At 36.6% G+C, this 20484-nt stretch carries 23 protein-coding genes, 1 pseudogene and 1 riboswitch; of the genes and pseudogenes, 14 read left to right on the top strand and 10 right to left on the bottom strand.

Going from position 1 to position 20484, the window contains the following annotated elements; genetic code table 11:
• Nucleotides 1-158 (top strand): annotated as a pseudogene (locus tag FFM59_RS10410) (ISL3 family transposase); the annotation flags it as partial.
• Between the two features lie 72 nt (nucleotides 159-230).
• Here FFM59_RS10410 and FFM59_RS01025 read toward each other — a convergent pair.
• The 3 genes from FFM59_RS01025 to FFM59_RS01015 are packed head-to-tail and all read right to left on the bottom strand — an operon-like array spanning nucleotide 231 to nucleotide 2842.
• Nucleotides 231-1385: an AbrB/MazE/SpoVT family DNA-binding domain-containing protein gene (locus FFM59_RS01025; RefSeq protein WP_137601206.1), complete on the bottom strand. Its 1155-nt coding sequence runs from the start codon at nucleotides 1383-1385 to the stop codon at nucleotides 231-233.
• A 13-nt stretch (nucleotides 1386-1398) separates the two neighbouring features.
• Nucleotides 1399-2292 carry an EamA family transporter RarD gene (rarD, locus tag FFM59_RS01020; protein ID WP_137601205.1) on the bottom strand — a complete coding sequence of 298 codons (894 nt, stop codon included), beginning with the start codon at nucleotides 2290-2292 and terminating at the stop codon, nucleotides 1399-1401.
• 4 nt (nucleotides 2293-2296) lie between these two features.
• Nucleotides 2297-2842, bottom strand: a complete 546-nt coding sequence (locus FFM59_RS01015) for a PadR family transcriptional regulator (RefSeq protein WP_137601204.1) — start codon at nucleotides 2840-2842, stop codon at nucleotides 2297-2299.
• Between the two features lie 107 nt (nucleotides 2843-2949).
• On the opposite strand from FFM59_RS01015, the gene FFM59_RS01010 reads away from it, so the two are divergent.
• From FFM59_RS01010 to FFM59_RS00985, 6 genes are all read left to right on the top strand, one after another.
• Nucleotides 2950-3489: a phenolic acid decarboxylase gene (locus FFM59_RS01010; protein WP_137601203.1), complete on the top strand. Its 540-nt coding sequence runs from the start codon at nucleotides 2950-2952 to the stop codon at nucleotides 3487-3489.
• 248 nt (nucleotides 3490-3737) lie between these two features.
• Nucleotides 3738-4922, top strand: coding sequence for an aminotransferase-like domain-containing protein (locus tag FFM59_RS01005; protein ID WP_137601202.1), 1185 nt, complete (start codon nucleotides 3738-3740; stop codon nucleotides 4920-4922).
• A 237-nt stretch (nucleotides 4923-5159) separates the two neighbouring features.
• The gene (locus FFM59_RS01000; RefSeq protein ID WP_137601201.1) at nucleotides 5160-5882 is read left to right on the top strand and encodes a response regulator transcription factor; all 723 of its coding nucleotides are present in this window, start codon (nucleotides 5160-5162) and stop codon (nucleotides 5880-5882) included.
• Complete coding sequence (locus FFM59_RS00995; protein ID WP_137601200.1) at nucleotides 5879-7357, top strand: ATP-binding protein; 1479 nt, start codon at nucleotides 5879-5881, stop codon at nucleotides 7355-7357. Before FFM59_RS01000 ends, FFM59_RS00995 begins: the two co-directional genes overlap by 4 nt.
• 190 nt (nucleotides 7358-7547) lie before the next feature.
• Nucleotides 7548-8426, top strand: coding sequence for a GRP family sugar transporter (locus FFM59_RS00990; RefSeq protein ID WP_137601199.1), 879 nt, complete (start codon nucleotides 7548-7550; stop codon nucleotides 8424-8426).
• A 77-nt stretch (nucleotides 8427-8503) separates the two neighbouring features.
• Complete coding sequence (locus FFM59_RS00985) at nucleotides 8504-9853, top strand: glucose-6-phosphate isomerase (RefSeq protein WP_137601198.1); 1350 nt, start codon at nucleotides 8504-8506, stop codon at nucleotides 9851-9853.
• 68 nt (nucleotides 9854-9921) lie between these two features.
• Here the strand turns inward: FFM59_RS00985 and FFM59_RS00980 are convergent, their stop codons facing one another.
• Nucleotides 9922-10884 carry an IS30 family transposase gene (locus FFM59_RS00980; RefSeq protein ID WP_137601197.1) on the bottom strand — a complete coding sequence of 321 codons (963 nt, stop codon included), beginning with the start codon at nucleotides 10882-10884 and terminating at the stop codon, nucleotides 9922-9924.
• A gap of 198 nt (nucleotides 10885-11082) precedes the next feature.
• Here FFM59_RS00980 and FFM59_RS00975 point away from each other — a divergent pair, with 198 nt between their 5' ends.
• Complete coding sequence (locus tag FFM59_RS00975; RefSeq protein WP_137601196.1) at nucleotides 11083-11766, top strand: PHP domain-containing protein; 684 nt, start codon at nucleotides 11083-11085, stop codon at nucleotides 11764-11766.
• A gap of 36 nt (nucleotides 11767-11802) precedes the next feature.
• Here the strand turns inward: FFM59_RS00975 and FFM59_RS00970 are convergent, their stop codons facing one another.
• The 3 genes from FFM59_RS00970 to FFM59_RS00960 form a co-directional block, all read right to left on the bottom strand.
• Nucleotides 11803-12300, bottom strand: a complete 498-nt coding sequence (locus FFM59_RS00970; RefSeq protein WP_137601195.1) for a GNAT family N-acetyltransferase — start codon at nucleotides 12298-12300, stop codon at nucleotides 11803-11805.
• Between the two features lie 55 nt (nucleotides 12301-12355).
• Nucleotides 12356-13264 carry an IS982-like element ISEfm1 family transposase gene (locus FFM59_RS00965; protein WP_137601194.1) on the bottom strand — a complete coding sequence of 303 codons (909 nt, stop codon included), beginning with the start codon at nucleotides 13262-13264 and terminating at the stop codon, nucleotides 12356-12358.
• Between the two features lie 152 nt (nucleotides 13265-13416).
• Complete coding sequence (locus FFM59_RS00960) at nucleotides 13417-14385, bottom strand: asparaginase (RefSeq protein WP_137601193.1); 969 nt, start codon at nucleotides 14383-14385, stop codon at nucleotides 13417-13419.
• A 109-nt stretch (nucleotides 14386-14494) separates the two neighbouring features.
• A riboswitch (TPP riboswitch) is annotated at nucleotides 14495-14592 on the top strand.
• A 51-nt stretch (nucleotides 14593-14643) separates the two neighbouring features.
• Between FFM59_RS00960 and thiW the strand changes: the two genes are divergently transcribed.
• The 6 genes from thiW (at nucleotide 14644) to FFM59_RS00930 (ending at nucleotide 17861) form a co-directional block, all read left to right on the top strand.
• Entirely contained in the window at nucleotides 14644-15147 is a 504-nt protein-coding gene (thiW, locus tag FFM59_RS00955; protein WP_137601192.1) for an energy coupling factor transporter S component ThiW, read from the top strand.
• A gap of 92 nt (nucleotides 15148-15239) precedes the next feature.
• Entirely contained in the window at nucleotides 15240-15761 is a 522-nt protein-coding gene (locus FFM59_RS00950; protein WP_137601191.1) for a L,D-transpeptidase, read from the top strand.
• A gap of 229 nt (nucleotides 15762-15990) precedes the next feature.
• Nucleotides 15991-16398, top strand: a complete 408-nt coding sequence (locus FFM59_RS00945) for a hypothetical protein (protein ID WP_137601190.1) — start codon at nucleotides 15991-15993, stop codon at nucleotides 16396-16398.
• A 17-nt stretch (nucleotides 16399-16415) separates the two neighbouring features.
• Nucleotides 16416-16787: an iron chaperone gene (locus FFM59_RS00940; RefSeq protein WP_137601189.1), complete on the top strand. Its 372-nt coding sequence runs from the start codon at nucleotides 16416-16418 to the stop codon at nucleotides 16785-16787.
• A gap of 147 nt (nucleotides 16788-16934) precedes the next feature.
• Nucleotides 16935-17552 carry a hydrolase gene (locus FFM59_RS00935; protein WP_137601188.1) on the top strand — a complete coding sequence of 206 codons (618 nt, stop codon included), beginning with the start codon at nucleotides 16935-16937 and terminating at the stop codon, nucleotides 17550-17552.
• A gap of 15 nt (nucleotides 17553-17567) precedes the next feature.
• Complete coding sequence (locus tag FFM59_RS00930; protein ID WP_137601187.1) at nucleotides 17568-17861, top strand: hypothetical protein; 294 nt, start codon at nucleotides 17568-17570, stop codon at nucleotides 17859-17861.
• Between the two features lie 200 nt (nucleotides 17862-18061).
• On the opposite strand, the gene FFM59_RS00925 is transcribed toward FFM59_RS00930, so the two are convergent.
• The 3 genes from FFM59_RS00925 to FFM59_RS00915 form a co-directional block, all read right to left on the bottom strand.
• On the bottom strand, nucleotides 18062-18472 hold the full coding sequence (locus FFM59_RS00925; RefSeq protein ID WP_137601186.1) for a hypothetical protein: 411 nt from the start codon (nucleotides 18470-18472) through the stop codon (nucleotides 18062-18064).
• A 182-nt stretch (nucleotides 18473-18654) separates the two neighbouring features.
• The gene (locus FFM59_RS00920) at nucleotides 18655-19800 is read right to left on the bottom strand and encodes a site-specific integrase (RefSeq protein ID WP_137601185.1); all 1146 of its coding nucleotides are present in this window, start codon (nucleotides 19798-19800) and stop codon (nucleotides 18655-18657) included.
• A 53-nt stretch (nucleotides 19801-19853) separates the two neighbouring features.
• The gene (locus FFM59_RS00915; protein ID WP_137601184.1) at nucleotides 19854-20450 is read right to left on the bottom strand and encodes a helix-turn-helix domain-containing protein; all 597 of its coding nucleotides are present in this window, start codon (nucleotides 20448-20450) and stop codon (nucleotides 19854-19856) included.
• Nucleotides 20451-20484: the final 34 nt, after the last annotated feature.

Genomic DNA, 20484 nt, shown 5'->3' with positions numbered 1-20484 from the left:
TAATAAAGCGTACTGCGTACGGGTTTAGAAACTTCTATCACTTCAAGATTCGAATTCTAATTGCATTTAAAAATAGTTTCTATTCTAAAAATTTCATATCTCTCACAAAACAACAAAAAACTGCTAATTCCCCGACAACGGAGAAACTAGCAGCTTGATGTTAATGATTGTGAAATTCTAGGTCATCAGTACTTCTTGACAAAGAACCTATTAATTTCAACTTTGATTATTTATTCGATTGTAACGATGATACTTTCAGGCTTAGTTAAGTTAGTGATATTTTGTAATAAAATCAAAATCCAAGCAAATGCGACCATAAAGGAAATCAATTCAAAAGCAGTCAGAGAAAGGTAATGAATGCCGTAAAAGCCAACAGAGGTTGCAACTAAAGCAATCCCAGCACCAATTGATACCAAGTTAAATTCTTTTGATGTCTTCGGTAAAAGCCAATTAACACTAATCATCATGGCTAAGACAAATAACACTAGTAGTTGGGCGAAATGAGTATGAATATTGTGATAAGTAATATCATTTGGAAATAAACCGACTGCAGCAACGTCAATCGCAGTGATGGTCAACATAATTCGTAAAATCAACAAATTGATAGATTTGGGAAAGGCCGAGTGTAAGCTCACAAATAGGTAATCAACTAAGGCAATCATTAGTAGTGCAGAGAGCATTAAGGAGAGATTGAATTGCCACGATTTATCGGCCATTTGTGTTCCTAAAAAACTGAGATTATGTTGCCACCAATGACTATTTTGATTACTGAGCATCGAAACCACGGTACCACTGATAATCACAGCCATCAGTAGGTTAGTCATCACCGCCGTGGAAACGGACAGGGCGGCAAGAATCATTGAATAATTAATTAATGCATTAAACAAAATAAAAATGACGGATGAAGTAAATGGATCAAAGGATGCGCCGTGAAACATTAACCCAACGGTCCAAAACAATCCTAATAGTCCTAATACTAAAATTACAGCAAACGAAATGACGAGAGGAAAATAGATACGTAAGTAGACACGGGAACCATCTCTGGCAATCCGTTTTCGATTGAGAAAAAAGAAAATTGAAAAGAAGATAATCCCAGTAATTGCACTACCAAAAATTACCATCGTGGCAATTGAATTATCGCCGTGTAAAGGGATTTGGTGGACTTTTTGATCAACAAAAATGGCATAAAAAATTAAACCACAGATAATTGATACCGGTAAGTACCATAAAATGGAAATGTTGTTCAGCGCCATTTCCTTTTGATTGACAGGTTTAACGGTAAATTCTTGATTTTGACTAACAATTTTAACTGGATCACCGTTCTTTAAATTAAGCTTTTCGGAAATCTCAGTTGGAATGGATATTTTGCGCGGTGACGCAGACATAATAATACCTCAATTATTTAGAAAAATTTTGTGATTGACGATAACTACGGATACTACCAATAGCGAAGATAATGATACCTGCCCAAATGAACGCAAAGACGATTAATTTGTGGACGTCAAATGCTTCATGGAGCAGCAGAACAGCTACTAATAGTTGCATAGTTGGATTCAAATACTGAATAAAACTCAATGTGATAAAGTCCAAATTTTTAGTTGCAACGGCAAATAGTAGTAATGGAATTACTGTGATAACTCCACTGAAAATTAAGAGTGTTGTCACACTGGAAGTATAAGCAAAAATGGAACCAGGCTCAAACCATATCAAATAAATGGCAGCAATTGGAAAGACAAACAAGGTTTCGAGCGTCAAAGACATTGTGGCAGGCAGTGGTACTTGTTTCTTGATTAAACCATACAGACAAAATGAGGCCGCCATCAGTAAAGTGTTCAGTGGTAGTGAACCAGATTGGATAGTTAAAATGATTACTCCAATTAAAGCTAGTGAAATCGCAATTAATTTATTTCGAGAAAGACTTTCGTGGAGGAATAACACAGCCACTACGATATTCATCAATGGCATAATGTAGTATCCCAAACTAGCTTCAGTTGCTTGATGATGACCGACCATATAAATATAAATGAACCAATTAATTGAAATTAAGAAAGATGCCATGACTATCCAGCGTAACTTCTTGGCTGCAAATAAATCTTTAATGGTTGTGATAAGTGTGCGCCAGTCGTGTTGGACCGTAATCACAATTAGCATGGTGGCCATTGACCAAACAATCCGGTAACTCAATGTATTCATTGCAGGTACTATGTGTAACAATTCCCAGTAAATCGGAAGTAATCCCCAAATTATGTATGACGCTAGGCCAGTAGTGAGCCCAATTTTTTTATTTTCCATTCCATTAATCACCTAGATTATTTATAGTTTGTTGTAACCATGACTCATAAGCGGTTTCCCGTTCGATGGCGTGTTGCAAGATTAAAAAGTGGCCAAATTGTGCCTGTTTGCGGTCGGTATTTTCAAATTTATTAGTCATTTGCGATTGTAAATGCACTAACTTGTTGTGATGGAGCATTAATTGCTCAGCGAGCATTTCAGGAAGTAAGGGATCCGTCGAGTTTTCAATAAAATACAACTTCAAAATGAATTCGTCTTTGGACGCTGATAATTCTGGCGTGGGCGATTGAAGCCAAGTCTTGAATTCTATTGTACCGGTCTGAGTTAAAGAATAAAGCTTTTTTTCAAGTTTTGCACCGGTAACAATTATTTCATGACTAATTAATCCATTAGCTTCCATTTTAATTAATAGAGGGTAGATTTGACTATGGTTTGCACTCCAAAATTCACCGATATCAGAAGCAAACGCTTTGGTAATATCATAACCGGTTAAGGACCGTTCACTCAGCAGCCCTAAAATGATATATTTTAAATTATTTTTTTGCGCCATTTTTCTCACCTCATTTGACAATCAACAAAATTGAGTATATCATAATCGAGTATTCTAAAACATGTAAATAATTACATGTAATAAATAACTTAAAAGGGGAACTGATGATGAGCGAAAAACAATTTAAAACTCTAGATGATTTTTTGGGAACCCATTTTATCTATACCTATGATAATGGGTGGGAATATGAATGGTATGCTAAAAATGATCATACCGTCGATTATAGAATTCATGGTGGTATGGTGGCTGGTCGCTGGGTCACCGATCAAGAAGCGAATATCGTAATGTTGACGGAAGGCATTTATAAAATTGCCTGGACTGAACCAACTGGTACAGATGTGGCTCTGGATTTTCTTCCAAATGAAAAGAAGTTAAATGGGACTATTTTCTTCCCTAAGTGGGTTCAAGAACACCCTGAAATTACGGTGACTTGTCAAAATGAACATATTGATTTAATGGAAGAATCGCGTGAGAAATTCGAGACCTATCCAAAATTGGTGGTTCCAGAATTTGCTAATATTACTTATATCGGGGATGCTGGTCAAAATAACAATGACGTGATTGCTCAGGCTCCATATGAGGGGATGCCAGATGATATTCGCAATGGTAAATACTACGATGAAAATTACAAAATGATTAAAAAATAACATTAATACGTATTATTGCGAGTGAAAGTCCTAATAAATGGGGCTTTTTTTAGTCTAAAAATTAAAATATTATGAAAAATCGATTGGAACTTTTAACTTTTAGTTGTATAATAAGCACAATTATTCCATTTGGAGTAAGTAGAACATTCTGGCGGATTTGTTCATATTCGTTTGCAAGACGATTTACATAGTATTAAATGACCAAACGCTATTAAGTTCCAAAATACATATTAAAGGGGATATTCATAATGAAATATCATTTTTCAGATCGTGTACCAAAGACAGACGTTGACCCAGTTGGAAACATTTTGAAAGTTGCTGGTGATCCTAAAGTCATGTCATTTGCTGGTGGACTACCAGCTCCCGAACTTTTTCCCGTTGAGCAAGTCAAAAAGGCGGCTGACAAGGTTTTTGATACCAAAGGTCCTAGTGCTTTACAATATGGTTCGTCACAAGGGGTACCAGAACTTCGTAATGTGATTGTTGACCGTTTAAAAATCGATGGTATTAATACCGACGTTGACCATGTGATGGTCGCTACTGGATCACAACAATCGATTGATTTGACTGGTAAAATGTTTCTTGATGAAGGTAGTGTTGTCATCGTTGAAAATCCAACCTACTTAACTGCGGTTGATGTTTTCCGTTCATATGGGGCACATTTTGTTGGAGTTGACATGGATGAAGACGGCATGAGAATGGATGCCTTGGAACAAGCTTTGAAGGACAATCCAACCGCACGCTTAATTTACACGATTCCAACTTTCCAAAATCCAACTGGTCGGACAATGACGTTAGATCGTCGTAAGAAGTTATTGGAATTGGCTGTTAAATACGATGTGATGGTTTTGGAAGACAATCCTTACGGTGCTATTCGTTGGGAAGGTGAGAACCTACCTTCACTTAAATCAATGGATACTACAGATCACGTTATCTATATGGGTACCTTGTCGAAAATTCTATCACCAGGTTTGCGTTTGGGTTGGGTTGTTGCTGAACCTAAATTAATCAAAAAGTATATGATGATGAAACAATCAGCCGATTTACACACTGATAGTTTGGCACAATATATTGCAGCTGAATACTTCGCTGAAAATGATATTGATGAACATGTTCAAGCGATTACTGCTTTATACCACAAACGTGAACAAATCATGATGGCTGCTATTGACAAGTATTTCCCTAAGAATGTTACTCATAGTAATCCTGAAGGTGGGATGTTCCTTTGGGTCATGGTTCCAGGTGTTGATGATACCCAAAAACTGTTTGATGCTGCATTGGAACGCAATGTTGCGATTGTTCCTGGTGATCCATTCTTTGGTAATGAAACGATTCCAGGTACCTTCAGAATGAACTATTCAAATACTCCAGAAGAAAAGATTGATGATGGAGTTAAACGTTTAGCTGAAGCTATTCGTGAAGTGATGGCTTAATACAAATGTACAGAGTGTTGCACTAAATAGGTGCAGCACTTTTTTTGTCGAATTAATTCGGTGAAAGTTAAAAAAAGATGCATTCGATACAAATTATCAATCTTTCTTCACATTCTAATCAATGAAATGCAAAATTTATTGTGTAAATTAGATAAAGTGAGATAAGCTCAGACTATTAAAAATAAATAAAACAACGTATAATTACTGATAAGCAGTGATACGACAGGAGGAGACACAATGAAACTATTAATGGTAGAAGATAATAAATCAGTATCAGAAATGATGGCAATGTTCTTTAAAAAAGAAAACTGGGACGCGCACTTTTCTTATGATGGGGAAGATGCGATTGAAAAGTTTAAGGATGATTCCAATAGTTGGGATATTGTGACTTTGGATTTGAATTTACCAAAAATGGATGGTATGCAGGTGGCCGCTGAATTACGGAAGTTATCACCAACTGTTCCCATCATTATGTTAACCGCCCGTGACTCAGAAAGTGATCAAGTGTTAGGACTCGAAATGGGTGCAGATGATTATGTAACCAAGCCATTTAGCCCAATTACCTTGATTGCTCGAATTAAGGCCCTGTACCGTCGTAGTGAGTTGAATACTATCGGTAATACAGAATCAGAAGAAACCGATGATACTTTCGACGTAGTGACAGAAAATTTCCGATTAAATAGTAAAACTCGTGAAGTGTACTTAAATAATGAAGCAATTACAGATTTGACACCAAAAGAATTCGATTTACTTAAAACTTTAGCTACCAAACCACGTCAGGTCTTTTCACGTGAACAGTTACTTCAGCTAGTTTGGGATTATGAATATTATGGGGATGAAAGAACCGTTGATGCCCATATTAAGAAATTACGTCAAAAAATTGAAAAAGTTGGTCCACAAGTGGTGCAAACCGTTTGGGGTGTTGGTTATAAATTTGATGATAGTGGAGCTAATCAATGAAATTAATTTATAAACAAATGTTGGGCTTTTTTGCGGTTATTTTAACTTGTATCGTAATTGTGGGACTTTTGTTTATTAATGTAACGACCAGAATGTTATATACGAACACTTGGACGCAGTTGCAAAATTATTCAGATAGTTTGATTGAAGATTCCATGCGCTATGATGAAAATACCAAACAATTTGAAGGGTTAACTACAATTCCGCTGCAAAATAATGCTCGCTTATTGGCACGTCAAAATGTGCATTTTACTATTTATAGTAAAGAAAACAAAATTAGTTATTCTAGTTCAGAATTTGCAACTCAGGTGAGCAAAGCAGATTGGAAAAAACTAAAACAGGGTAAAACTGTTCATAAGATGATGGCAACTGCAGTTAAGACTGATACCAGTTCTAAATCGTCGAGTAAAAAAGCAGGAGTGAATCGACCACAAATGACCGAAGTGGTGCGTCCTTATTTCTATAAGGGCAAACTGGTTGCTGTGGTTTCAATTGGAGCGTATGTTTCCGATATCCAAGGAAATGTTAAACAAATTCAAAATAACTTATGGATTGCTTTTGTAGTTTCCACGTTAATTTCGTTAATCTTGAGTTATTTCCTTGCCCGTTCGACAACCAAACGAATCGACAAAATGAGAATTGCGACTCACCAAATTACACATGGTAATTACGATGTGAAGTTGGATCTGCGTGGCCGTGATGAAATCAGTGAATTGTCTAATGACTTTGGTAAGATGGCTGGCTCGTTACAAGAATCACAAGAGGAAATTAAACGTCAAGAAGAACGCCGTCGTAAATTTATGGCGGATGCCGCCCACGAAATGAGAACACCACTTACGACGATTAATGGGTTGCTTGAAGGACTTGAATATGATGCAATTCCAGAGGAAGATAAAGCTCAAAGCATTAAGTTGATGCAAAATGATACTAAGCGTTTGATTAGATTGGTTAACGATAATTTGGATTACGAAAAGATTCGAACTAATCAATTTACCATGGAACGTAAGGTCTTTAATGCCGCAGAGGTCTTGGCTAACTTAAGTGAGCAACTCAATAAGAAAGCTGACAATCAAGGAGACAAGATCATCGTTGATGCGCCAGACTCATTGATGACGTATGCTGATTATGATCGTTTCGTACAAGTGATTTTTAATATCGTTCAAAATGCAATTCAGTTTACTAAAGATGGTACGATTACTTTGAAAGCTGAAAAAGTTGAGACCGGTAGTCAATTTGAAATCTCTGATACAGGGATTGGAATGACGGATGAACAAGTTAAAAACATTTGGGAACGATTCTACAAAGCTGATCGGTCTCGAATGAATACCGAGTACGGTGAATCTGGACTTGGCTTGGCCATTGTCCATCAACTAGTTGATTTACATGGTGGTAAGATTGATGTCACTAGTGAATATGGTAAAGGAACTAAATTTACGATTTATTTCCCAGATCGTGAACACGCAAAGCACTCATAGTATGATATCTACAGGTAATTGGTTAAATTTAGACCAATTGCCTGTTTTTTGTCGTTAATACACAATGTTAACGTTTTCAGTAGTAGACCAATTAGTTTTTCAAGCTTGTGAAATAAATAACAGTTGTGTAACCGTTTCCAGATATATATAATGGTATGTCATAGAGAGAAATTTAAGGGAGAATTATATTATGTTTATTGCATTAGCTTTAATCCCAGCGTTAGCTTGGGGTAGTGTCGGATTGATTAGTGGTAAGCTGGGTGGTACACCTATCCAACAAACCTTAGGAATGACAGCAGGGGCTGTCTTATTCGGGATTTTTACAATTGTGGTTTACCAACCAGCGCTGACGGGACGCGTTTGGATTTCAGGGCTGTTATCTGGTTTATTCTGGGCAGTCGGTCAAAGCCAACAATTTACATCTATGAAAGCAATCGGAATTTCAAAAACTGTTCCAATTTCTACTGGGTTACAACTTGCTGGTAACGCTCTAGCAGGGGTGTTACTTTTCCACGAATGGAAAACTACGCATATGATTACTGTTGGTACCATTGCAGTTGTCGTATTGATTGCTGGAGCTGCCATCACTTCTTTACGTGATCGTGCGGCCTCAGCCATGGGGGCCACAGATACTCAACATAATGATGTGTCTACTGGTATCCGTGCCATTATTTTTTCAACGTTAGGTTATGTAATGTACACTATCATTGTTAACTACGCTAACGTTGATGCTAAAGCAGTGGTCTTCCCACAAGCCATTGGTATGTTTGTTGGCGCAATTATCTTTGCGTTGTACAAAAAGAGCGCAAAGGATATTACCAAACCAGTATCATACAAAAACGTGTTAACCGGTCTTGTGTGGGGTGTTGGTAATTTGTTCATGTTCATTTCTATTCCTCACGTTGGTTTAGCTATTAGCTATTCATTAGCTCAAAGCGGAATCGTTATCTCTACTTTCGGGAGCATTTGGTTCTTGGGAGAAAAGAAAACCAACAAAGAAATGGTGTACGTTGTGATTGGTTCAGTATTAGTTATTGTTGGGTCAGTACTTCTTGGAATGCTGAAGTAAACTAAGTTATTTTGAGTTGTCTATACCAATTTTGTGGTGTATAATGATGTTATCAAGAAAAGAAAGAGGTAATTATTTTGGCTCATATTTCATTTGATAGTTCTAATCTTAGTACATTTATCCAACCTAACGAATTAGGTGAGATGCAAGCAATGGTGAAAGCAGCTGATGATCAGTTGCGTAATGGCACCGGTGCAGGTTCTGAATATATCGATTGGCTACATCTCCCATCTGATTATGATAAAGATGAGTTTGCTCGAATCAAAAAAGCAGCTCAAAAGATCCAATCAGATTCTAAGGTATTGGTTGTCATTGGAATTGGTGGTTCATACTTAGGAGCTCGTGCAGCAATTGACTTCCTAAATAACGCCTTTTTCCAAGCACAAACAGATGAAGACCGTAAAGCTCCACAAATTTTGTTTGCTGGTAACTCAATTAGTTCTTCTTATGTACATGATTTGGTTCAATTAATTGGAGATCGTGATTTTTCTGTTAACGTAATTTCAAAATCAGGAACTACTACTGAACCATCAATTGCTTTCCGTATTTTCAAACAAATGTTAATTAAAAAATATGGTGATGATGGTGCTAAAGCGCGGATTTATGCTACGACAGATAAAGAACGTGGTGCACTTAAAACTGAAGCTAATTCTGAGGGATACGAATCATTTGTTATTCCTGACGGCGTTGGTGGTCGTTTCTCAGTACTGACGGCCGTTGGTTTATTGCCAATTGCAGCTGCCGGTGCAGATATCGACAAATTAATGGAAGGCGCTCGTGACGCTGAACATGAATATGTCGACACCGACCTCAACAAAAATGAAGCATATCAATATGCTGCTTATCGTAATATTTTATATCGTAAAGGTTATACAACTGAATTACTTGAAAACTACGAACCAACTATGACGATGTTTGCTGAATGGTGGAAACAATTGGCCGGCGAATCTGAAGGTAAAGATCAAAAGGGGATTTATCCTTCATCAGCTAACTTCTCAACTGATTTACATTCATTAGGTCAATATATTCAAGAAGGTCGTCGTACATTGATGGAAACAGTTGTCAAAGTTGCCGAACCTAAGAACGACGTTGTTATTCCTAGTGAAGATGGGAACCTAGACGGCCTTGAATATCTTCAAGGTAAGACCATGGATTATGTGAACGACAAGGCATATCAAGCCGTTGTCCTTGCGCACGTTGATGGTGGCGTACCAGTTATGACTGTCAAGATTCCTAAGCAAGATGAATACAGTTTGGGCTACTTAATGTATTTCTTTGAAGTTGCGATTGGTATTTCTGGCTACTTAAATGGTATTAATCCATTTAACCAACCCGGGGTTGAAGCATACAAAACCAATATGTTTGGATTACTTGGGAAACCAGGCTTTGAAGCAATTGGTGAAGAATTAAAGAGTCGCCAAAAATAATTAATTTAAATATGTAAAATCAAAAAAGCAGCCGAATTGGACTGCTTTTTTAGTCCCGGAATGTCAATTTAAATTAGAAATCGGCTATCTGTAATATGCTTCATGAATACTTCTAAAGGTGTTTGGTAATTAAGTGACTTGCGTGGAATGTTATTACGGCGTGTCATAATTTGCTGGATTAATTCATCAGGTAGTGAACGAAAATCCATACCCTTCTTTAGCCCATCACGTCGAATAATACCATTATTATTTTCGTTTAACCCCCGCTGATTGGGAGCACCAACTTCTGCAAAATAGGTACTAATATCATACTTATTAGCGATCTCACGCCATTCGGCAAACTCTTTACCATTATCAAATGTGATGGACTTGAAGAGGTGCCGTGGTATTTTGGCAAGCCATTGATCAAGGTGAGTGTTAACACATTCGGCAGTACGATGATGAATGTTAAGAATGATTTCAACTTTGGAGAGTCGTTCAACCAGAGTCATGACTGCGCCGTGATGCTTACTTCCTTGAACAGTATCAGCTTCTAGGTGACCAAATTCATTGCGATAGTTAGGATAATCGTTGTATCGCTCATCAATATTACGACCTAATTGTCCGGTTCGTCCTCGGCCGCGTGTTTCAACGTAACCATTAGGGTGACGACGCCCTTTCATTGGCAATTGACGGACATCAAACTCGCCACGCTTGAACACCCGATATAAGGTTCGCATACTACAGCTAATATGATACTCGTTACGACCAATGATGGTATCTGGTGTCCAGCCAGCGTTGACTTGCTTTTGAATATATTTTCGTTCATCTTTCGGTAGAGTAATTGATTTACGACCGCATTTAGTCTTTTGATGATGGTAATGTTCCTGATATTGAACGATAGTTTTTCCCTGATTCAGAAAACGGTAAACACGATAGATAGTTTCAGCACTCCGTCGTAAAGCACGTGCAGCAAGGTAAGCCTTGGTGCCTTGTTTCCAACAATGATATATAAAGGTCAGTTCTTGTGTGTTAAGATGCTTATAGGTCATTTGTGATGTTCCTTTACTTTTGTTTATGGTTATTCAAAAGTCTATCACAAATGACTTTTTTACCCGTGGTGCTAGTTAATTTTTTCCTAGAGGAAAATGTCTAAACATGTTGGTAAATCAACAAAAAAACGCATATAGATAGTAGTCTCAAAACTCCCAAGAAATGAGGACTATTTAACAAACTACGATGGTTACGTCGTGACAACTGAACATTTTGACTTAGCCAATCCTGTTACTAAAGTCGATGATATCCCCGATTATGAAATGTACAGTCAAACAATCGATAGCTTAAATAAGCGTTTTGGCAATCGTGTTTTAAAAGGCATCGAAATCGGTTACATCGCTTCTGAAAAAAATCGGATCATCGACTATTTAGCCGATAAAGATTACGATTTAAAATTACTCAGTGTGCATCATAATGGTCAATTTGATTATTTAGCTGACGAAGTCAAAGATATGGATCCTGCTATTGTGATTCCTCAGTATTTTGCACAACTTTCAGAAGCACTAGTTGTTATAGAAGCAGATGTCTTTGCTCATTTTGACTATGGTTTTCGGGTATTTGGTCTATCCGTTGCTGAATTTAAACAATATGAAGCGCAGTTTTTACCGATTCTAGATCAAGTAATCAAAAATAAATTGGCATTCGAATTAAATACTAAGAGCGCTTACTTGTATGACAATTTAGCGTTATATGAATATGTCATCGATTTATATCTTTCACGTGGTGGTACCTTGTTTAGTGTTGGATCATATGGGCATTACCTTGAACATTTCCGTTTCCATTTCGATGATCTTTTTGCTCTGTTAAAAGCAAAAGGTGTGACGGAATTAGCGATTTATCAAAAAGGAAAGCGAATTATGGTTCCATTACCAGTCTAAAAAAACGTCCTCAGCATCAAAAGTGAGGACGTTTTTTTAGATTTCTTTTTCTAAAATCGGACAAATACGATCTTGTTTTCCTAAAGGAAAATGTTTGATCCCGATTTTTTTAAATCCATAACGTTCATAAAAACGAATACCTGCATGATTTTTTTCATAAACAGCCAAACGTAAATAACGTTTTTGTTTCGTTTTAGCATAACGATTCGCTTCATCGAGTAACCGTTGCCCTAACCCTTTGTTTTGATAATCTTTGAGCAGATAGATCCGTTGAATCTCTATAGCATCTTTTTCATCATTTACTTTCATATAACCAATGAGTATTTGATGATCCTTAATACCAATAAATTTACTGGTTGACTGTGCCAATTCTACTGCCAATATTTCAGTTGTCAATTGTGTCTGTAAATATCTTTGCATATCAAGTGGATCTGCGCCATCGATAAACGATTCATAAAAACTGACAACACTTACAACTTGTAAAGCATCTAGATCATCATAATCTAAATACGCTAGTGTGATTTGATTGTTCATCTAACTTCTCCTTTTGACATAGTATACTATAAATCACCCGTGGTTCTGGTTAATTTTAATATCCTAAAGAATATCTCAAAGTTCCTTCAAAACGTCGTTGTGCTCGACTTAATAGAACACTGTAAGCCAGTAATATGCTTTCAAATCTACTCTCTAGCCCTTTAACAGAACGTGAGTTGAAATTTTGACAACCTAATTTTTCTAAGGAAGAAAAAACAGTCTCAACTGTTTTTCTTTGTTTTCCAAGTAAGCTGTGGTCTAGTTTTTCTGATTTATCCATGTTTTTACGTGGCGGAACGGATATAGTAATGCCCTTAAGGGCAAGCTTTTCATGGATTTTATGGCTAATATATCCTTTGTCCCCTAGGATATTGGGAAGATTCGCTTCTTCCGATAAAGTCTCTAACACTTTCACGTCATGGACACCTGGATTCGTGATTGAGTAAGTAATCGGAAAGCCAGTCTTAGTAACAATCATATGAATTTTAAGACCATAAAAATAAGATTTTTTTGTTGAGTTATAGCCAACTTTGGCTATTTGATTCAATAGTTTTGCTTGTCTATTTCTAACTGGTTTACATAATGGACTAGGAAAACTATCTATAATTCCGACTAGTTCACCTTTGGTGAGCTTCTTGATGAAAAAGTATCGAATAATCTTGATAGTGTAAGCTAAGTTTGAACTTAAGCGAGTGAATCGACTCCTACTAGGAAAGTTACCATTAGGAAATAAGACGGAACAAACCTCTCTATACGTGGCTCTTTGGCTAGTATAGCCATTAATTATGTCCCATATAACACAAGCAATAATCACTGTATCGCGTTGCTTCAGTTGATCAGTATTTCTTCGGTTTTTAATCTTATCTGGTACACAATTGTGGTATATGTTAGAAACAGTTCTCATAATTTCCTTGAATGTTATAAAAGTATCCGTATAATGTTCAGTATATTTTGATGAACGCATATGTAGTCCTCATTTCTTGGGAGTTTTGAGACTACTATATGCGTTTTTTTTGTTGATTTACCAACATGTTTAGACATTTTCCTCTAGGAAAAAATTAACTAGCACCACGGGTACTTTTTTAATTTTTCTAACTTAATTTTACAAACCGCGAGTTAAAAATTATTTGATAGATATTCTTTTAAGCCGTCATTTGATAGTCCAGCAGAGATCCCAATCAGCAGCTTAATTCTGGCTTTTTGGCCATTTAAACCATGGACAAAGTTAACGCCCATCTTCACGAGCTGTTCACCGCCACCTTCATAAGTATAGACGGGCTCTGCATTGCCTCGATAACCACGAGCAACTAAAAAGACTGGAATCTGATGGTCAATCACTTTTTGAAGCGCTGGTAGGACAGTTGGTGGCAAATTTCCTGCGCCAGTACCTTCGATGATCAGACCATTCCCACTTTTTTTCGCCACGTGATTGAATAAATCAGCATCCATTCCGGCGTAGGCTTTCAACAGGTAGACTTGTTGAACGACCTGATTAATCTGAATGGGGGCAATTGGTTTAGGATTGAAGTAGTAGGCGATTGTGTCATGTAAAACTTCACCGATTTGCCCAACGCTAGGTGATTCAAAAGTTTCAACATTCGTTGTGTGAGCTTTCGTCACGAATCGAGCGGCGTGAATTTGATCATTTAATGCGACCAAAACACCACGATTACGGGATTCATTATTAATGGCAATTCGGATTGCACTAATTAGGTTATGCAGCCCGTCTGAGCCGATACTATTTGATGAACGCATCGCCCCGGTAACAACGATTGGTTTATTAGAGCTTAGTGTCAAATCTAAAAAATAAGCAGTTTCTTCCAGGGTATCGGTGCCGTGCGTAATCACAAAGCCATCAAATTTTTCATATTCTTGTTTTATTTCTTGTTGTAACGTCAACATTGTTTCTGGTGTCATATGTGGTGAAGGGAGATTCATAAATTCCTTTGAAGTCACATGGAAATCTTCACCAGAGAGGTTCGCTTGCTTCATCAACGGGTTACTCGAATTGGTATCAACGGCTCCATAATCGTTTTCCGACATCGAAATGGTACCACCAGTATGAAGAACTAGAATATTTTTCATGAGGGCGCTCCTTTATAGTTAATAGGGTAATTATAGTTGAAACAAGTAACTTTGCAATATGGTGTACAAAATTTTGTAAAAATGGTATCCTCAACGAGTAAATAAATATCAATCACACTAGGGGCGCCAAATGGCTGAGACGATTCAATTCGAACCCTTGAACCTGATCTGGATGATACCAGCGGAGGAAAGTGTTAGAACCTAACTCTAAACTTAGGGCTCTTCTAGTGTGCAAAATCACTTAGGAGGGCTATTTTTATGCATAAAAGAATTTACCGGTTAACTTTAACCGCCTTGTTCGTCGCGTTTGGTGTAGTCAGTGGTAGCATGTTTGAGTTTACAATTGGGGTTGCCAAAGTGGCACCGATGCAGCATCTAATCAACTTAATTTCTGGAGTGATTTTAGGGCCATGGGCAGCACTTACTCAAGCTTTTTTAACCTCATTAATTAGAAATATATTGGGGACAGGAACGATTCTCGCATTCCCTGGAAGCATGATTGGTGCATTTTGTTCTGGCTGGATTTTTAAGAAAACGAGAAAATTAATTTTTGCTGTGTTTGGAGAACTAATTGGGACCGGTATTATTGGAGCAATCGTTGCTTACCCTGTCGCTAGTTTATTTTTAGGAACCAAAGGTGCACTTTGGATTTTCATTCCAAGTTTCTTCTTGAGCGCGTTAGTCGGAGTTGTAATTGGCTATGGAATTTTAAAAGTCATGTGGAAAACGGTCATCGTACCCCAATTAGATAAATTTTATTAAAGTAATCAGGCGAAGAGAGTGGATGAAGACGTTCATGGTAAAATGTAGATAGAGTTAACCAGCTCTGAACACGAAAGGCTACTAATATCATCATGTTGAAATTTATCAAAAAATGTCTTTTGATTGTGGTGGCGATTGGACTGGCTTACGGCATTTATGTCAATGTGATTAATGCTAAGACGGTTGATTACACTAAACCATCACAAACTAAAAGCTATCCTAAATTAAAAAATCATCCAAATGCATGGATTGACGTCTCGATTCGAAAGCAGCGCGTTTACATTAAAGATGGCTCAAGAGTTTTGTACACCATGTATTGTTCAACGGGATTAAATAATTCTACCCCGACTGGGACCTTTAGTATTGAAAATGAAAAAGGGACTACTTTTTATAATGCCAATTTAAATGAGGGCGCAAATTACTGGACTTCATTTAAAAACCATGGGGAGTACCTGTTTCATACTGTTCCCATTAAACAAGACGGTACCTATGACAAAGCCGAAGCCAAAAAATTAGGCAAAGTCGCGTCTCACGGCTGCATTCGGTTAACAATTCCCGATGCTAAATGGATTTATAAAAATATTCCCGTTGGGACCAAGGTGGTCGTTGAATAACTGATGATCAAATAGGCTCGTGCAAAAAATGACTTGTGGAAAACGTTAATTTTCTCACAGGGCATTTTTTATTTTAATATTCACAATCAAAAAAGCGTTTTCAATAATTCATAATATAAAAATAGATAGGTACAAGTTTTCATGATTGTTACATTTTAGCATTTAACTATGTCTACTTAGTGAAATTCGTGCTATAATCTCTTAGTTTAGTAAATGAAGAGGTGAAAATATGCGTGAATTATCAATTAACACTAGAGTTAGAATTAATTGGATGCTTGAAGTGATTGCAATTAGTATGTTAGTGGCAATCTTTATTGTTTGGCTAAGTAATCCGGTAAAATTAGCGACTCCGTCAGTGAATCATGAAGGTTGGTTTGTTTCTTATATTTGGCTAGGCACCACGGCTGTGACAATGGTAAGCTTCAATGCCTTGAAAAATGGATTGGGGATGTTACCGCGAATAACTCCAATTAAGGAAGATCGAGACTACACCCCTGAAGAATATCATTTTACAGTTTTTTCGCTTGTTAGTTTATTGGTAATTCCCGCTTTAGCATTTCCCGTGATGATGTCATTGCATTATGTTTTGAGTGACGTTAATAGTCTGGTATCCTTTACTCAGTTAGCAATTAATTAGAGCAATGGAAGGCAGTTATGGCATTTTATAGTGAATTTTTAGATCAACTTGATAATCAAGAACATCGTATGGTACTTGAAAAAGTACTTGATTGGGTAAGTGAAACATATCCACAATTGGGTGGTAAAATTGCTTGGAAACAGCCAATGTTTACTGATCACGGTACTTTTATCATCGGCTTTAGTGTCGCCAAAAATAATTTTGCTTTTACCCCAGAAAGTGTCACAATCAGCAAATTTGAAACGCAAATTGAAAAAACCGGTTATACTCATACTCCAAATATAGTAAGAGTTCCTTTTGACGCGAAAATCGATTATGAATTAATTGGAAAAATGATTGAATTTAATATTGAAGACAAAAAAGACTATTCTAACTTTTTTCGAAAATAAGACTTTGGCAGCATCAATTAAACCCTGATGCTGCCTTTTTGTACCATTAATATTATGAAAACCTTATCATTATGAATTTGGAATGTAAGCTGTTACACTGGTTTTGTTAAAAGAAGTGTTGTTGAATTAAAAAATTGGGGAATAGTTATGACAAGTTATCCAAAACGTACTGTTGCTGAAGAAGAACTTTTGTCACCAGAAAATAGTGTGCTCGTTATCATCGATTATCAACCAGTTCAGGTTCAATCAATTGAATCGATGAATCGTCGTGAATTGATTAATAACATTATCGCAGTGACTAAGCTTTCTAAGATTTATAATGTTCCAATCATCCTTTCGACTGTGAATGTGGCGACTGGGCGGAATAAAGAAACCATTCCAGAATTGAAAGCTGAATTAGATGGTGTTACGAGTTACGATCGGACTTCGATTAATGCTTGGAAAGATAAAGAGTTTAATGACGCCTTGAAAGCCACCGGTCGCAAGAAAATTGTCATTGCTGCACTTTGGACAGAAGCGTGCTTAACGTTCCCATCGATTGATGCGTTACGTGAAGGCTATGAAGTTTATCCAATTGTAGATGCAGTTGGAGGTACAAGCGTGAAAGCTCATGAAGCAGCATTAAGCCGCGTAGAACAGGCGGGTGCTCAACTTACGTCATTTGCGCAGTTAGCTTGCGAATGGCAACGTGACTGGAGCAGAACGGAAACAGTACCACAGTTCTTTAAAGCTTTATCTGATCATGGTGAATTCTTAGAATTATAGATGGGGGGATCTTTAATGTTAGATGTGACAGGATCAATTTCAAATCTACAATGGACTACTGAACATCATTTTTTACACATTCAAGCTCAACACGAATTTATGCGAGCCATTGCAGTCCAATTTGAACTAGCCTATTCAGATTTTCGGGCGATTCAAATGGCTCTTCAACTTGATAACCAAACTGATTTATTGGAAAAAGTTACCGCTCAATATAATGAGGTCTTTCAATATGAAATGGCGTTTGTACGTGGCGGATTAGATGAATTTGATAATCAATTTAAAGATAAGATTGATCAATATCAAACCTAACAAGCGAGCCTGTTAGCAACATTGAATGATATTTTAAAGTTACAACCGAGTCATGCACCTAAAGAAATTTAAGTAGTGAAATAATTAGATACGTCTCCGTGATGTTAGCATAAATAAATGTGAATAACACAAAAAAACTGGGAATACACTAAATCATACCTTTGGTGTAACCTCAGTTTTTTAATTTGCGGACGATTAATTTAATATGAATCTTTCAATAATTCGATATGTTGTTCATTAATTTGTTTTAGTTGAGATGCCAAGTTGCTAATTGAATCAAAGTTCAGTTGTAATTTGGCAATACCAGCTAAAAAACCGTTTTGTAACGCTAGAACTCTACTTTGGGCATAGACTTTCCTGATATCAGCGTCATCGTCTGGTAAACGGAATTTTTGGATAGATTCTCGGACATCATCTAATTTATCATTCAAAATTTGCTGTAATCGTTGTTTTTGTGACAATAGATTGGCGGAATCCCATATTTGTTGAAATTGCTTAAAATCAATATTATTGACTACTCTAGAAGTAGTGTTTTCGTATTTGGATAAGTATGAATTAATTTTACCAGTTTGTGTATTATGAAAGGTGAAAACGACGGACCATTGAGCCATTAAATACCTCCAGTATTTGAATTGAGTACGGTTACTTGAAATAAAAAAAGCAACTGGCCTTGGGAGACTAGTTGCTGACAATTGGGCATACTGGGAACAACTTACTGTTCACAATGTGCCTTTATAAGACTGATTTAACAACTTTCTTCTTGTGAAATTAATTTGAGCCATCTACAAACCATCTAAAAATTTACATAGGCTACAAACTTATCAGCAATTTCATCTTCCTTTTTCTTGCTGACTTTCATGTAAATCTCCATCGTGGTTTGAATATCTCGATGGCCTAGCTGATGCTGAACTTGTTTAACATTCAAGCCGCCTTCAAAGGCTAGTGTAGCATAACTTGCACGAAAAGAGTGGACTGTTACCTTTTTTAATTCATAACGATCAATAATTTCATTCAACCAATAAGTTGACTTGCCAGGCTGTATCATTTCATTCTTTGATACATTTGAGAAAACCAGTTGTTCATCGTTGTTGGCATTAAATCCCATTATTAACATTCGTTTGCGCTGAATGATGCGCCAGTTTTCCAAAACTTTCATAGTATTCGTATCAAGCATTACTTCACGATTACTGGTATAAGTCTTAGGGCTAGTAACAATTAATCCATGTTCACCCCTGGATTGTGTTTTTGAAATTGTAATGGATCGTTTAGTCCAGTTAATATCTTTATATTGCAGACAAGCAAGTTCAGATTTACGACAACCACTGAAAGCCAATAATCGAAAAAATGCGTAGGCTTGTGGGTCGTCAAAATCTTTCAAACATTCAAAGAAGTGTTTCATTTCTTCAAGGTCATAAAAATCTTCCTTATCGTCAATTTTTTCAGTCATATTTTGACGTGGCAAAGTAACTTTATCGGCCGGATTAGTCTTACACATATCCATCTTGATGGCATATTTGAACACCTTACTAATCCAGTTAAATAGTACCTTGTACTTTACATAGCCCTTATCAAAATACTCATCGACAAATTCTTGTACCATTGAAGGCGAGATTTTACTCATGCGCCTATTTTCAAATGTGGGTAAAATATGCAATCTAAAGTATTGACTTGTTTTAACCCAGGTCGGTTCTTTGACCGTATTCTTATAGGTAGCAAAAAATTTTTCGTAAACATCTTTAAACTTTGGATCAGTTATCGCTATTCCAGTTTCAGCATATTCTTGCTCAATTCTGGAGTAGGCCAGGATAGCTGCTTTTTTGTTTTGGAAACCTTGTTTGATAATGCGCTTACGACTTCCATCAGGATTAAATCCTACATAAATTTGAAACTTCCACAAACGCTTGCCTGTTTTTGTTTTGTAATTTGTAACTGATGCCATAATATTATCCCTTCCTACGCTATGACGGGCAAGGAGTTGGGATATGTATGTGGTTAAATTTTACTGTTGTTTTCGTGCATTTCAAGTGTTTCTTCTGAAGATATATTTACATCAAAAATGAAAGCTGCATTACGGAAAATTTCCTTAGGTTTGATGATTGTAGCTACATACCGTTCAATGTCTTTGCTGATATCAGTTCTAAATGCATCAGATAACCTAGAAAGATAATTATTGTATTTTATTAATTCATCTTCGGTTGAAGGATAAAGCGCTACTGAATACATATTAGGTGTACCAAATATCATTTCATAATAGCCTACAAACGAAATTGCAGAAACTTTACTGTTATTTTCGTATACATTGATGAAAAAATCAACATTGAATAAATGAATATCCGTTTCATTTCCATTGTCCAATTCTTTATCTAGATTAAATGAGTAATCAAAATCAAATGGTACAAATTCAAAAAAATCAGACGGAGTAATTTTTAACGCCTGGCATAACTTATTAATCGTATCAAGTTGAATCATTTTTCCATCGTTTTGTGCCGTTGTTGTAATTGTGTGTCTTGATAAATTGGTTTCATTAGCGAGTTCGTTCACACGCCTTTGTTTCTTTGCCATTAATACTGCTAGATTGTTTCTTATCATAATTCACACTCCTTTATCGTAATAATACGTATTT

Source organism: Paucilactobacillus nenjiangensis (genome assembly GCF_005405445.1).
GTDB classification, from domain to species: domain Bacteria; phylum Bacillota; class Bacilli; order Lactobacillales; family Lactobacillaceae; genus Paucilactobacillus; species Paucilactobacillus nenjiangensis.
Note: the sequence above shows the minus strand (reverse complement) of the source record. Positions and strands in the feature narration are given on the sequence as shown.